This window comes from Siphonobacter sp. BAB-5385 (assembly GCF_002261125.1).
Taxonomy (GTDB): domain Bacteria; phylum Bacteroidota; class Bacteroidia; order Cytophagales; family Spirosomataceae; genus Siphonobacter.
This window is the reverse complement of sequence record NZ_NMPS01000089.1, coordinates 69,780-83,993: the sequence shown is the minus strand read 5'-3', so window position 1 is coordinate 83,993 and position 14,214 is coordinate 69,780. Positions and strand designations below refer to the sequence as shown.

General features: G+C 46.5%; 10 protein-coding genes and 1 tRNA gene. 5 read left to right on the top strand and 6 right to left on the bottom strand.

Features of this window, described 5'->3' with window-relative positions; genetic code table 11:
* Positions 1-497: 497 nt before the first annotated feature.
* The 3 genes from BWI93_RS08990 (at position 498) to BWI93_RS08980 (ending at position 3,344) form a co-directional block, all read left to right on the top strand.
* Complete coding sequence (locus BWI93_RS08990; RefSeq protein ID WP_094810376.1) at positions 498-1,316, top strand: 2,3,4,5-tetrahydropyridine-2,6-dicarboxylate N-succinyltransferase; 819 nt, start codon at positions 498-500, stop codon at positions 1,314-1,316.
* Between the two features lie 284 nt (positions 1,317-1,600).
* Complete coding sequence (locus BWI93_RS08985) at positions 1,601-2,011, top strand: helix-turn-helix transcriptional regulator (protein ID WP_094810374.1); 411 nt, start codon at positions 1,601-1,603, stop codon at positions 2,009-2,011.
* An 859-nt stretch (positions 2,012-2,870) separates the two neighbouring features.
* Positions 2,871-3,344: a nucleoside triphosphate pyrophosphohydrolase family protein gene (locus BWI93_RS08980; protein WP_094810372.1), complete on the top strand. Its 474-nt coding sequence runs from the start codon at positions 2,871-2,873 to the stop codon at positions 3,342-3,344.
* 527 nt (positions 3,345-3,871) lie between these two features.
* Here BWI93_RS08980 and BWI93_RS08975 read toward each other — a convergent pair.
* The 3 genes from BWI93_RS08975 to BWI93_RS08965 all read right to left on the bottom strand — a co-directional run bounded on the left by BWI93_RS08975 (position 3,872) and on the right by BWI93_RS08965 (position 8,646).
* On the bottom strand, positions 3,872-5,344 hold the full coding sequence (locus tag BWI93_RS08975; protein WP_094810370.1) for a lipopolysaccharide assembly protein LapB: 1,473 nt from the start codon (positions 5,342-5,344) through the stop codon (positions 3,872-3,874).
* A gap of 163 nt (positions 5,345-5,507) precedes the next feature.
* The gene (gyrA, locus tag BWI93_RS08970; protein ID WP_094810368.1) at positions 5,508-8,150 is read right to left on the bottom strand and encodes a DNA gyrase subunit A; all 2,643 of its coding nucleotides are present in this window, start codon (positions 8,148-8,150) and stop codon (positions 5,508-5,510) included.
* 211 nt (positions 8,151-8,361) lie between these two features.
* On the bottom strand, positions 8,362-8,646 hold the full coding sequence (locus BWI93_RS08965) for a hypothetical protein (protein WP_141217402.1): 285 nt from the start codon (positions 8,644-8,646) through the stop codon (positions 8,362-8,364).
* A gap of 168 nt (positions 8,647-8,814) precedes the next feature.
* Here BWI93_RS08965 and BWI93_RS08960 point away from each other — a divergent pair, with 168 nt between their 5' ends.
* Entirely contained in the window at positions 8,815-9,723 is a 909-nt protein-coding gene (locus BWI93_RS08960) for a cation diffusion facilitator family transporter (protein WP_094810364.1), read from the top strand.
* 50 nt (positions 9,724-9,773) lie between these two features.
* Here BWI93_RS08960 and BWI93_RS08955 read toward each other — a convergent pair.
* Positions 9,774-9,846 (bottom strand) — tRNA-Thr (locus tag BWI93_RS08955).
* 177 nt (positions 9,847-10,023) lie between these two features.
* Positions 10,024-12,156, bottom strand: coding sequence for a DUF349 domain-containing protein (locus BWI93_RS08950; RefSeq protein ID WP_094810362.1), 2,133 nt, complete (start codon positions 12,154-12,156; stop codon positions 10,024-10,026).
* 179 nt (positions 12,157-12,335) lie between these two features.
* Here BWI93_RS08950 and pdxH point away from each other — a divergent pair, with 179 nt between their 5' ends.
* Positions 12,336-12,989 carry a pyridoxamine 5'-phosphate oxidase gene (pdxH, locus tag BWI93_RS08945; RefSeq protein ID WP_094810360.1) on the top strand — a complete coding sequence of 218 codons (654 nt, stop codon included), beginning with the start codon at positions 12,336-12,338 and terminating at the stop codon, positions 12,987-12,989.
* Positions 12,990-13,022: 33 nt separating this feature from the next.
* Here the strand turns inward: pdxH and BWI93_RS08940 are convergent, their stop codons facing one another.
* Positions 13,023-14,111, bottom strand: coding sequence for a glycosyltransferase family 1 protein (locus BWI93_RS08940; protein WP_176454177.1), 1,089 nt, complete (start codon positions 14,109-14,111; stop codon positions 13,023-13,025).
* Positions 14,112-14,214 lie beyond the last annotated feature (103 nt).

Sequence of the window (14,214 nt, the reverse complement as noted above, 5' to 3'; positions counted from 1 at the left end):
CAATGAGGAATCTATTTAAGGAAGAATAGGTATACTATTATAAGGCAAAATAAAAAAACAGCCTCTATACACTACTACCTATAGCTTCTGAGCCTATCAAATAAATTGCTTTGGGCACAAGTTCATTTAAACCATTCTCTAGTACTCAGCAGGCATGAATTGGTCTGGTATTATATTTTTATTAATTAGAGTAGGCGAGACTCAATCCTCGTTTATTGATCGATATTACGTGTATCTTCAAGGATTATCTTACGTTGCACTGATAATCAAAATCCTTTCTTACCAAGGAAAATAATATTCTAAATTGCACTATATAACATCCATAAGAAAATCTAATATACTACTTAATACTCTAACAATCTGTTGATTAAGTATAATGATCTTTATAAAATATTCAACCATTGTATGGCCTTTTATTGTACTTTACAAAGTGACAAAATGACGTTACTTCATTTCGACCTTTCGTCTTACCTTTACGGTAAATATATATTTACACCATGAATGAATTGCAAACTACGATCGAACAAATCTGGGACGATCGTCAATTGTTAAGTACCGCTTCTGCTAAAGACGCCATTCAGCAAGTCGTAGAACAAGTTGATAAGGGTACGCTTCGAGTTGCCCAACCACTTACTAATGGAGAGTGGCAAGTTAACGAATGGGTAAAAAAGGCAATCGTCTTATATTTCCCCCTTCAATCTATGGAAGTACAGGAAGTAGGTATCTTCCAGTATCACGACAAGATGAAATTGAAAACTGGCTACGATCAATTGGGTGTACGGGTGGTACCGCCTGCCGTTGCTCGTTACGGTTCTTTCATTTCTAAAGGTGTTATCTTAATGCCTTCCTATATTAACATTGGTGCCTATGTAGATAGTGGTACGATGGTCGACACCTGGGCTACGGTTGGTAGCTGTGCCCAGATTGGAAAAGACGTGCATTTAAGCGGAGGTGTTGGCATCGGTGGCGTACTCGAACCACCCCAGGCAGCACCTGTAATAATTGAAGACGGGGCTTTCATTGGTTCCCGTTGTATTGTAGTAGAAGGTGCCCATATTGGTAAAAAAGCCGTATTAGGAGCTGGTGTAGTGATTACTGGTAGCTCGAAAATCATTGACGTTACAGGCGAATCACCGGTTGAGTACATCGGAAGAGTTCCTGAAAACTCCGTCGTGATTCCAGGTAGCTATACCAAACAATTCCCGGCGGGCGAATACCAGGTTCCGTGTGCACTCATTATTGGAAAACGTAAAGAAAGTACGGATCTGAAAACATCCCTAAATCAGGCTCTACGTGAAAACAACGTAGCGGTATAAGTATCGCGTTACATCTAATGAATGAATAGAGGAGGGTAGATGCCCTCCTTTTTTATTAAGCTACTTCTCTTACAATGGTGTTACATTTATAAATCATATTATTTACAATAATAAATTACATTGATAATCAATTAGTTGCAATCGTAAAAATACACACAAAAGTAAATTTACATTAGTTTCTACTTATTTACATTTATAAATTTACAACTGTTTATACTGTGATTTGGATAATTCACAAAAGTAAAATACCTTTGATCCAGTAATAAGTCACAATTGTTACTCTTATGACTGACAAAGAGAAGATCCTTCATCTACTGGAATCCAAAAATTTAACCGCTGCTCAATTTGCCGATACGATCGGAATTCCCCGATCTAGTATTTCTCATATTCTTTCTGAGCGTAACCGACTCAGTATGGATATTGCCCGAAAGGTTGTCAAGCAGTATCCTGAAATTACGTATGAATGGCTTTGCGATGATTCGCCGGAGCAACGAAATATACCCCAAACGCCGGCTTCCTTTATTACTGAATTTCCGGCCGCAGCAAAGCTCCCAGAATCCGCTAAACGAAATGCATTCGTAGGAAAGCCGGATCTAGCTCATTCTCGCGTGGACGACAATCATGCCTTTGATACCAAACATGTCGTCAAAATGATTGTATTTTATTCTGACCAGACCTGGCAGGAAATTATGTAGGCATATCCGGATTCTTTAACTATTCACTAATGTATGCTCATTAAAAATGAATATTCATTCAATATAGGTTCATTTATTAAAGTATACAATTCTGAGTGCCGAAGCGAGCGGACTTGAGATGTCAGCTACTTGATGAGCTTATTCGTTATTCGCTGTATTTCCTAGAAGGTCTTCGATCACGGGTTATTGGACTCCGTGTGTAGTTAACTTCATAAAGTGACGCCTCCAAAGGGGTTGAGGTATGATTGCCTCATGATGAATTCCAACGCGAGCAATAACCCACACGAGCTCATTCATTCTGTCTAAGACCCGAACGGTGGGCTCATGAGATCTTCCTAATTATCCTTTATTGATTAGGTAGTCCCGCTGGATTGATCTCATTAACGACCAGCCATACCTTGGAAGGGCCAAGAACGATCCTATGTAAAGGAAATGCAGTAGGAACTCGTAACTGGCTGATGGGTTTCAATCATTAAAACGCTAGTATTTAGTTATACCTAGTTCCAATCCATTGGGCTTAGAATCAATGGATAAAGGTATAAACAGACTTTCCAAGGCCTATCAAAAGAATACAGGGATCATTGAGGAACCTCTATGTAAATGCCTATTTATCAATGCATTACTTCTGATAAAAAATGACTGTTCCACGTGAATCGTAACTCGTTAATAGCTAATAAGTTAGCTATCGTCACGCCGTGGAACGGAGTAGGTTAAAGAAGCTGGGGGCTGGGAAAGCTGGGAAAAGGGCGGGAGGGAAGCGTATATTTGATGCATCAAGCAGGACATTTGATCAGTAAATAAAGGCTCTGCTTCCTCTTAATAAAACGCTTATTAAACATAAAGTAGGTTATTATACAACATGGATCAACTTAATTCTCTTCAACAAGTAGCTGAATTTCATCGTACTTTTCATGCTCCAGTACTAGATGATCCACAGATCCCCTCCGAACAAAGATCAAAACTTCGGTACGCCTTATTAGCGGAGGAACTCAAAGAATTTTGGGAAGCCGTAGAGGCGAATGACCTCGTGGGCGTAGCCGATGCTTTGTGTGATTTACAGTACGTGCTTTCGGGAGCGGTACTGGAATTTGGTCTGGGAGAGAAGTTTGTAGAGCTTTTCAACGAGGTACACCGCTCCAACATGAGCAAGGCCTGCTCTACTGAAGCCGAGGCTCAGGCTACCGTTGCGTTCTACCTGGCCAAAGACGGTACAGAAGCCGCCTATCATGAAGATAATGGTAAATGGCTCGTCTACCGTAAATCGGATCACAAGACGCTTAAATCCGTTAATTACTCGCCGGCTGACCTGGAATCCATTTTACAGGAAGGATAAGTCTCTTCACCTGTAGACTGGTGATGTATGTCATCACCAGTCTACAGAATACAGATCCAGCAATAAATGATTCAGCTGCGATCTTTAAGCGTAGCCGCCTGATAGTTGAATGAAATCTATTTCCGAAAGCAACCACATACCGCAGCCGGTTTAATCATTACGTTAAATAGCCGATGCATTTCGAATCCTACGTAGGAGTCGTGCGGTAAATTTCTTCAGCTCGGTACATTCATTAAAACTCAGTCTTTCTGATCGATTCCTTTTTCAACCTTTTTCTTATCGCTAGGTCAGGATTCTGAACGATACCAGCCTTTATTTTTTATACGAATAGAACTCCATGAAATAGCCCAACATACCCTTATTATCAACTAGTTACATTTGTTTCATAATTTATATTATGTTAAGTAATAAAAAAGAACATATACCCTATAGCTTCTTAGACCTCCCATATTTAAGTATGACTTATAAAAAAGCTCTGCGAGAATTTCGCAGAGCTTTTTTTATTAATAACGTACGCGTTGAAACAATTACTGCAGAGCGGCAATTTTCTCGTCGTAGTTCGTACCCTTATCCAATTGCTTCAGGATGTTGTACGTTTGCAGCAAGTTGGTTTTTAACGCTTCTTCCTGCTTCACAGCCCAGGCTTTTTCGAAGTATGGTAACGCTTGTTTGAATTTAGCTACCGTTTCTTCTTCTACAGCCTTACCTTCTTTATTATAAGAAGCCATATCCATAGCATCGACTTTGCTCTTCACCTGCACACCTTCGTTAAAGTAATACACGCCCATGTTGTAATTGGCGTCGAAGTTGTTAGGCTCAATTTGCAAAGCTTTTTCGTAACCTGCTTTCGCCTGTCCTTTTTGCTCGTCCAGCTTCTTGGTCAGTTCAGCTACTTTGCCCTGTGCTTCGGCAACTTTACCGGCATTAGCCTGATCAGAGACTGTCTTTGCCTGGGTAGCTGACGCCAGACTCTTCTGAGCATCGGTTAATTTTGTTTTCACCTCACCCAGCTGACGTTTCAATTCTTTATCCGTTGGCTTCTTCTTAAGAGCTGCCGACAAACGCGTTACTTCATCCTGATACAGTTTCACGTCAGCTTCCGCCGTTTTAACAGCTTTTGCAGCGTCACCACCTTTACGGGTTTCGGAAGCATACTTCTTGAGTTCCTCCTGCGTCGTCTGTGCGGCATTGTCGTACAGAATAGCCAGGTTCACCACGTTTTGTACGTTGTTGGGATCCTTGTCCGCCAGAGATTTCAAGTCATTGATCGCTTCATCCGTACGTCCGGAACTCAGATAGATGTTGATTTTCTCATTTTTCAAATCCTTGCTCTCCGGATTAGCAGCGATGCCCTGGTTGAGTACCTTGATGGCCTCATTGTCATTTTTCTCCGTACGGTGAATGTTTGACAGCGTGTAGAAGATCACCGGATCTTTACCGCCTAATTCAAGGTACTTTCCGAAACCTTCTTTCGCCGTTGCATTGTCACCCGTTTGCTGAGCTACGATACCCGTGAACATCGCGGCGGTACTGTCCTTCGGATCAACTTCCATCGCCGTTTTCAACAGCTTCAGAGCATCGGGGAAGTTTTTGTTCTGGTACTTGGCGTTCCCCTGGCCGATCAAACCATAGTACAACCGAACTTTCTCTTTTGCATCAGGAGCCATGACGATTGCTTTCTGAGCATCTTTCGCCGTGCTTCCCTGTTTACCTTCTTTCGTATCCAGTTCGATTGCTTTTTTGTAAGCTTCGTAAGCAGCCAGAGAAGACATCGAATCAAGACCTGCCAAATTTTTATCCGTAGACAGTGCTTCGTATACCTGACCTTTTACCAACCAGGTTTTAGGCTTGGCACCTGACTTAGGGTCCTGAACCGCTTTATCTATCTCCTCCTTTGCTTTGTCGAGCTTACCGCTTTCCATTGCCGATAATGCACTGTTCTGGCCGTAAGCGGTTGCTGATAACAGGCCTAAAAAGGCCGGAAGAATGAGTTTATTCATTGTACTACTAATTTTGGTTTAGTTGCTTTTCTGTGCGAAGTAAAGGATTTTCTCGCTTTCAAGAAAACGTACACAGGAATAGATTTGGTGTACACTTCCCGAAATGAGCAAGGGTATACCCGTATAAAAAAACCTTGGAGACTAATCCCCAAGGTTCAAAAAATCATGCCTCCATCGTTTCTTCAGGCGGCGTTGTGGGCTGTTCCCCCTCCTGCTCTACCCCTTCGATGAGTTCTTCATTTTCGATTTTGGTAATCGACGAAATCTCATCTCCGTTGCGTAGGTTAATCAGGCGGACGCCCTGCGTATTGCGGCCCATGACCCGGAGATCAGCCACCGCAAAGCGAATAGCCAGACCCGAACGGTTTATGATCATCAAATCATCCCGGTCACTTACTTGCTTGATGGCGACCAGCTTACCGGTCTTGTCGGTTACTTTCAGGGTAGTTACGCCCTTGGCTCCCCGGTTGGTCAGACGGTACTCTTCGATATCCGAGCGTTTGCCGTAGCCTTGTTCAGAAACCACCAGCAGCTGGGCCGTAGTGGGATCGACTACACACACCATGCCAATTACTTTTTCATCGTCGGCCAGTTCAACGCCTTTTACGCCGGTAGCCGTACGTCCCATTGGACGAACTTTTTCCTCATTGAAGCGTACCGCACGTCCGGCATCAACGGCGATAATAATTTCGTTGTTCCCGTTAGTCAGAGCTACATCGAGCAGACGATCACCCTCGTTAATGTTCACGGCGATGATTCCGTTCTGACGGGGCCGTGAATAAGCTTCCAGCGAAGTTTTCTTCACCGTACCCTGTTCCGTACACATCACAATGAAGTTATTGTTGATGTAATCCGGATCCGTCAGCGTTTTCACGTTGATGACCGCCCGAATCTTATCACCCGCTTCAATGTTGAGCAAGTTCTGAATGGGACGTCCTTTGGCTACTTTGTTTCCTTCGGGAACGTTGAATACGCGTAACCAGAAGCATTTACCCGTGTCGGTAAAGAACAGCAGGTAATTGTGCATGGTCGCCGTAAAGAGGTGCTCGGTGAAATCGTCGTCCTTGGTTTTGACACCGCGGGCTCCGACGCCCCCGCGACTTTGCGTCCGATACTCCACCAGTGGTGTACGCTTGATATAGCCTTGCGAAGAAATGGTAATGAGCATTTCTTCATCGGCAATCATGTCTTCAATGGACAGTTCGTCGTCCGCGTGCGAGATCTGCGTCCGACGTTCATCGCCGTAGCGGGCCCGTAGCTCGGTCAGATCGTCTTTGATGACCTGGTACTGACGTTCGGGGCGAGCCAGGATGTCTTCCATATCAGCGATGAAACGCATCAGCTCGTTGTATTCTTCCTGAATCTTATCGCGTTCCAGACCCGTCAGACGTTGCAGACGCATATCCAGAATAGCCCGGGCCTGTGCTTCACTCAGAACGAGGTTATTTGCTCCCTCATTTTTGAAGGTATCAACGATCTGCAGACTACGATCCGGATTATTCAGGAACGCCTCGCGTTGAGCGGTCGTCATGAAGGATCCGTTCATCAATCCAGCTTTCGCTACTTCCGGATCGCGTGAACTACGAATCAGGGCAATAACGGCATCGAGGTGATCCAGAGCAACCAGCAGACCTTCCAGAATGTGAGCCCGCTTGCGAGCTTCCTTCAGATCGTAACGCGTCCGGCGAACGATTACATCCAGACGGTGTTCGACGTAGTGTCGAATCATGTCTTTCAGGTTGAGCGTCATCGGACGACCCTTCACCAGAGCCACGTTGTTGACACTGAACGCCGTTTGCAGGGGTGTATGCTTGTACAGGTTATTCAGTACCACATTGGGTACGGCATCCCGTTTCAGCTCAATCACCAGACGAATCCCTTCGCGGTTGGAGCTTTCGTCGCGAATGGCCGAAATTCCTTCCAGCTTTTTATCTTCAACCAGTTCGGCAATTTTTTCCTGAAGAACGGCTTTATTGACCTGGTACGGCATATCCGTCACCACGATCTGATCTTTACCCGTCTTGGTTTGCTCGAACGTAGCATTGGCCCGAATGACGATACGTCCCCGGCCCGTTTCAAAGGCATTCTTGATTCCACTTAAACCGTAGATGGTACCACCCGTTGGAAAATCGGGGCCTTTGATGTGGTGCATCAGTTCGGCAATGGTAATCTCCGGATTATCGACGTAGGCAGCAATCCCATCCACTACTTCCGTCAGGTTGTGCGGAGCCATGTTCGTAGCCATACCGACCGCAATCCCGGCTGAACCATTCAGTAACAGGTTCGGGATTTTAGCGGGCATTACCGTAGGTTCCTGCAACGAATCATCGAAGTTGTTCTGAAAGTCAACCGTTTCTTTACCCAAATCGGCTAGCATTTCTTCGGCGATCCGTTTCAGACGGGCTTCCGTATAACGCATAGCCGCCGGTGAATCGCCGTCAATCGAACCAAAGTTACCCTGGCCGTCCACCAACGGATATCGCAAGGACCAGTCCTGGGCCATACGTACCATGGTATCGTAGACCGATGAATCCCCGTGCGGGTGGTATTTGCCTAAAACTTCTCCAACAATACGGGCTGATTTCTTATGTGCTCGATTGTAATTAACGCCCAACTCGTCCATCCCAAAAAGCACGCGGCGGTGTACGGGCTTCAAGCCGTCCCGCACGTCGGGCAAGGCACGCGATACGATAACCGACATCGAATAATCGATGTAGGCTCCCCGCATTTCGTCCTCGATGTTAATGGGAATAATGTTACCTGAGTTACTGTTTTCGGGCAGATGGTCTTCTGTAGTTTCAGCCATTTTAAATCAATTGCAGAATTTCCCGATCAAATGAGGGATTCTATGTAAGAAGTACCAAAAATACTGATTTTTTGCCGTTTTTTCAAAGATTTACCCAACAAATCAGGCCCGCTGAGACGTTATTATTTGTATTTTTTAAAGAATACACCAACGGTAAAACAAAGGGCCTGATTCGGCCTTTTTTCCACGCTCACGGGCCTTCTATTGCCGCTTATACTTTTTCCCAGGGAAGTAGTTTTTTAAACTTCTTCTTGGTTTTAGGATCTTTATTCTCCCGGTACAGTGATTTTTCTTCAGCTTCGCCCCGGGCGTTTTTCAACTTCCACCCAAAGCTGTGCGTCGGCGAAGCGAAGATGGAACTACCCCGGTAAATCCTTCCTTCGTGGCGGTGCTCCATTTTTACGTGACAACTTTTCATGGGACACTTGGGTGCCCAGCACGAACTGAGTAGTCCCATGAGTCCGATGAGCAAGACCCAGCTAACATACGATTTCATACAGTACAAGTTATAATCCTAGCAACGAGCAAAGAAAAGGCAGACGTATACCAAACGGGACTTTCTTCGCAAATCCCCCTTTTTGATTCCCTGTTGCACGATTCCCGCTCCTACTTTTACGGCAAAGTAATAAAAAGATTATACGTAACTTCCCTAAACAGCTTTCGAATGGCTCATACGCACGACCATAGCCATAGTCACGCCCCCACGGAAATCAACCGGGCGTTCATCTGGGGTATTGGACTCAATACCGCCTTTGTACTGGTGGAAGTCCTGGCAGGTTTGTATACCGATTCATTGGCCCTGCTCACGGATGCAGGTCACAACTTAAGCGACGTAGCGAGTCTGTTACTGGCGATGCTGGCCTTTCGGCTAGCCAAGGCCCAGCCGACGTCCCGGTTTACGTACGGCTTTCAGAAGAGTACCATTCTGGTATCACTGGGAAATGCCGTGCTCCTGCTCGTAGTAATGGGCGGTATTGGCTACGAAGCCATTCAGCGTTTTTCCAGTCCCCAACCCGTACCCGGGGATACGATTGCTCTGGTCGCCGGAGTTGGCATTGTGATCAATACGCTAACGGCTCTGTTATTTTTTCGCCAGAAAGACCACGATCTGAATGTGAAGGGAGCTTATTTACACCTGATGGCTGATGCACTGGTTTCAGCCGTTGTAGTCGTCGCGGGGGTACTGATGCCCCGACTGGGCTGGTACTGGCTGGATCCGGTGCTTGGTCTGGTCGTAGCCGTGGTGGTCGTAGCGAGTACCTGGTCTCTCTTACGGGATAGCCTGGTGTTGTCGCTGGATGGGGTGCCTACTAACGTGAACCCCGAAACCATTCGAAACCAAATGTTAAAAAACCCCGCGGTTCTCGATGTCCACCACCTACACATCTGGGCCATGAGTACGACCGAAAACGCCTTGACGGCCCACGTGGTTGTAGCTACCGAACTGAGCGGTACTGAACTGTACCAGGTCAAACAGGAGCTGCGGCATTCGCTGGAACACCTGTCCATCCAACATGCTACGCTCGAAACGGAAAGCCCGGACGATCCCTGCCTGGATACCCACCATCACTGATACCACAGACAACAAAAAAAGGTTACGTTTCGCAACGTAACCTTTAAAAGAGCCCCCTATCGGGATCGAACCAATGACCTACTGATTACAAGTCAGTTGCTCTACCAGCTGAGCTAAGGAGGCCTCTTTAGTTTGTTTGTCGGTGTTGTTTTCCTTCAAACGTGCCGCAAAACTAAAGCAATTTTCAACCCTTGTCAACCTTGCAGCTATATTTTTTTGAGCTGTTTTGTAAGTAGCTGATCTCCAAAGATCTTTTCACAAAAAAAAGCCTCACGTATCGGTGAGGCTTTTTTTGTTTTACTAGTCTTCGGCTTCGCGAACGACCCGCAACTGATGCTGGAGTTGTTCGAGATCCTTACGCGAACGATCAATCCGTTTTTCAAAATCTAGTTTGATCTTATCGGCATTTTTAGAGTTGGCAAAAAAGGCCAGGTTATTTTCCATCTGGGCGATTTCGTCTTCCAGCGTACGGATTTTACGGCGAATATCGTTTTCCCGTCCGCGTAAATCACCCAAGCCACCCCGACCGCGGTCCTGCTTGATGAGCTCAACTTCGCTTTCCAGCACGAGTTGTTCTTTTTCGTGAGCACTCAGTTTACCCATTGCTGCTACGTAACTATTTACAGCTTTGATGTACCGTTGCTGAATGTTCTGCATCTCTTTACGAGGCACAAACCCAATCGCGGCCCAGCGAGCTTTAAACGCGTTGAGCTTTTCCAGATCGGTTTCACCGGATTTGGCCTGCGTTTCAATTTCCTCGCAAAGAGCTTTTTTCTGCTCCAGGTTCGATTCGTATTCTTTTTCGATACCGGCGTTTTTGTTACGCTTCCGCTCGAAGAAGGCATCACAGGCTTTTTTGAAGCGGTCGAAAATTTTGTCCCGCATTTTTTCGGGTACATGACCAATGGACTTCCAGCGACGCTGTAACTCAATGATCGTATTCGTAGCTTCAGCCGAATCGTCTCCGCTTTCGAGCAGTCCTTCTGCCTGTTCGCACAAAGCCGTTTTCTGCCGCAGGTTTTCATCGCGTTTAGCTTCGAGCTGACGGAAGAATTCGCCTTTGTTACGGAAGAATGTTTTAATATCAGCCCAGAATTTCTGGCTCATCTCCCGTCCTTTGTCCCGTGGCATTGGCCCTTTAACCGCATTCCACTGATCCTGAACGGCTAGCAATGCTTTCGTTTTATCATTCCATTCGTTAATCGAATTGGAATGGAAACTGGTAAAGGTTTCGGCCAGAGAAGCAATTTCCTGCTTGAGCTTATAGATTTCTTCGGCCTGTACTTTGTTCGTTTCGTTTTGCTCGCGTTTCTTACCGTATAAAACATCCAGAGCCGCCTTGAAACGACGCCAGAGTTCTTCGTTTACTTCCTTAGGTGCGGGACCGATGTGCTTGAACTCCTCGAACTGTTCGTTAGCTTCGTCGAGCATCTTACCGGAAACTTCCTCACCACCCTGTACGGAAGCGACGGTTTTTTCTACACGTTCAATCAGCTCGATTTTGGATTGCATATTTCGCTTGCGATCCAGTTCCTTCAGCTCAAAGTAGATATTCCGATTATTAAAATACCGGTCTACCAGAGCGTGGTAGGTTTGCCAGAGTGTATTGTTATGAGCCGAGGCAATGTTGCCGGCACCTTTCCAGTCCGTTTGAATCTGTTTGAAGGTTTCCCAGCTTTTCTCCCCTGCTCCGCTTTTTTCTTCATTTTCAACCAGATCCCGCAGCTTGTTGAGCAACTCGGTTTTCTTGGCAAAATTATCTTCACGGGCTTTCTCGGCCTGCTGATACTGACGCGAACGTTCGCTACGAATCTGACCATAGAGCTGATCAAACTTTTGCGTTAAGTCATCCGCTTTATAAGCAAAGCCTTCCTCCTCACCTCCTTCTTCGATGAATCGCTGAAGTGCTTCCTGCCGTTCGGTCACCTTGAAATGATCGAATACCGGACGGATTTCCCGCAACATGGCGTCGGTCACCTTGAGGTCGGCCGTGCCAGCTTTCACGGCCGTCAGGGTCGTTTCCACCAGATTTACCAGGTCCTGCTTCGACCAATGCGTGTAGTCGGTTTGGGTTTCAAGCATTTCTTCCGATTCTTCCGTAGTGTCATCGGGGCGTTCGTCGGGCGTTTCTACGATTTCAGATTCGTTCGTACCGTACGTAGGCGTAGAAGGTTCCGCAACCTCGGGAGCCGCCTCGGCTACTACTTCCGGCGTAGAATCCAAATCGGGAATCACGCTTTCAGAGGCAGGTACGTCAGAAGCTGAAGCCTCAACGCCAAAATCAGGAACGTCCTGGGTTTCTTCCGTCGGTGCTTCAGTAGTGGGTTGTTCGCTCGTACCCGCGGGTTGCGTCGTTTCCTCTGCAGATTGGCCTTGCGGTGCATTCATTTCCGTAGGTTGCTCTTCAGGGGTCAGTTGGTTGTCGTCAATCATTATTGAAATCCTTTACCCATTGATTGGAATGGCAAAAATAGAATAATTTCTCCAGTGCCTGCGTCGCTTCGTCGATTCCGCAGGTTTTGAAACATTTTTTTTGATAAAAATCAGGGAAACCCCGCTCAATTCTATGGATTAAGCATTTGTTTTGCCCGTCTTACCAACGATTTAAACCAATGGCTTCATCCCTGCTGGACTTATCTGCTCTTCGAGAAAACTATACCAGGGGTATTCTGGACCAGAATACGGTACACGCTAATCCCCTCGAACAGTTCCGTCAGTGGTTTACCGAAGCCGCTTCTTCACAGCTTCCCGAACCTAACGCCATGCATCTGGCCACGGTTGCAGCGGATGGTCAGCCCTCGGGCCGTATCGTGTTGCTGAAAACCGTAGACGAACGAGGCTTTGTCTGGTATACCAATTACGAAAGCAAAAAAGGTCAGGAACTGGCCTCTTCTGCCCGGGCGGCCCTCACGTTTTTCTGGGTTGAACTCGAACGGCAGGTACGCGTGGAAGGGATCGTTGAGAAAGTCTCCCCTGAAGAATCAGACGCTTATTTTGCGGTTCGTCCCCGAGGCAGTCAGATTGGAGCCTGGGCTTCGCCGCAAAGTAATATCATTGATAGTCGGGCAATCCTGGAAGCTCGCGAACAAGAAATGATGGATCGCTTTGCCAACCAGCCCATTCCTCGTCCCCCGCATTGGGGCGGTTACCGACTTTTACCCCGCCGGCTGGAATTCTGGCAGGGCCGGGCTTCCCGCCTCCACGACCGCATTCAGTACGAATGGACGGAAGACGAACGCTGGGCAATCGAACGCTTAGCTCCTTAAGTTCAACTTACTTAAATGATTCATAAATCTGGATCATTTGACGAGCCGTGCGTTCCCAGGTAAAAGGATGCACGGCTTTTTTCCATCCTCAACTAGCTGATGGCGAAGCTTTTCGTCGGATAACAATGCGGTTAATGCCTGAGCAATGGAGTCAGGAGCCTGTGGCTGAATGTATCGAGCCGCCGATCCCACTACTTCCCGTAACGAAGGCAAATCAGAACATACCAAGGGGACACCTGCCGCCAGAGCTTCCAAAGCGGGGGCACTAAAACTTTCTCGTAACGACGGATAGACCATCACGGAGGCTAATTGATACAGGGCTGGTACATCCTCATGAGCTACGTTTTCGAGTGCTAGTATTCGTGAACGCAATCGAACGTGTAAACCTAAAGCGGCATTAAGTAAGGATTCTGGGGTATCCAATAATACAAGCGATACCTCTGGAAATGCTTCTGCTAGTTGTGAAAAGGCATCTATTAAACCCGTCAGATTTTTTTTAGGATCCGTACTTCCTAATCCTAATACGTACGATTGGGGTAAGCGATAGCGGGTTTGGACGTACTGCTGTCGTTCGGGTACTACCGTTTGAAAGGTTTCATTTACGCCGTTGTACACCACCTGTATGCACTCAGCCTTTACTTTAGGAAATTTCTGCAAAATCCGCTGTTTCTCGTCTTCCGACACCGTTATGACACGTTCGGCCTGATCGACTACCCGCGGCACAATCCATCGCCGGTAGCGATTACTCAACTGCTGAAAGCGGGTTTCCGTCTTTCGACGATCTTCCATGAAATTAATATGGTGCAGATTGAGAATAAGTGGTACCTCCCTACGTACGGGAGCGGTATTGGCCGTACTGTGCAGGACGTGAATCTGAAACCGACGCATGTAACGCGGCAATTGTACTTGCTCCCAATGCAGATAGTTATACCCGGGGATTTCTACCACGTGGAAGTTGGGAGCCTCGGCCAAGCAATCCCGGTCGGCATCGGGCCGGGCAAAAATAAAGTACTCATTACGCCGGTCGATCTTTTGTAACGCGTGAATTAAATCCAGGGCTACAAAGTCAGAACCGTGCTTTTGGGGGTCAAATAAGCGTTGGGCCTCGATACCAATTTTCATAGTCCCACTACCGGAGCATAGGTTAACGTTGTGAAGGAGCATCAAAGCTAATCATAAGCTTTTGGGAATTTTTTACTATTTTTATATGTTTATACATATATTG

Excerpts from the sequence above, each read along its gene's own strand:
- BWI93_RS08950 (WP_094810362.1), bottom strand. The coding sequence starts at position 12,156 with ATGATTGACGACAACCAACTGACCCCTGAAGAGCAACCTACGGAAATG.
- BWI93_RS08990 (WP_094810376.1), top strand. The coding sequence starts at position 498 with ATGAATGAATTGCAAACTACGATCGAACAAATCTGGGACGATCGTCAA.
- BWI93_RS08940 (WP_176454177.1), bottom strand. The coding sequence starts at position 14,111 with ATGAAAATTGGTATCGAGGCCCAACGCTTATTTGACCCCCAAAAGCAC.
- BWI93_RS08960 (WP_094810364.1), top strand. The coding sequence starts at position 8,815 with ATGGCTCATACGCACGACCATAGCCATAGTCACGCCCCCACGGAAATC.
- pdxH (WP_094810360.1), top strand. The coding sequence starts at position 12,336 with ATGGCTTCATCCCTGCTGGACTTATCTGCTCTTCGAGAAAACTATACC.
- BWI93_RS08980 (WP_094810372.1), top strand. The coding sequence starts at position 2,871 with ATGGATCAACTTAATTCTCTTCAACAAGTAGCTGAATTTCATCGTACT.
- gyrA (WP_094810368.1), bottom strand. The coding sequence starts at position 8,150 with ATGGCTGAAACTACAGAAGACCATCTGCCCGAAAACAGTAACTCAGGT.
- BWI93_RS08985 (WP_094810374.1), top strand. The coding sequence starts at position 1,601 with ATGACTGACAAAGAGAAGATCCTTCATCTACTGGAATCCAAAAATTTA.
- BWI93_RS08975 (WP_094810370.1), bottom strand. The coding sequence starts at position 5,344 with ATGAATAAACTCATTCTTCCGGCCTTTTTAGGCCTGTTATCAGCAACC.
- BWI93_RS08965 (WP_141217402.1), bottom strand. The coding sequence starts at position 8,646 with ATGAAATCGTATGTTAGCTGGGTCTTGCTCATCGGACTCATGGGACTA.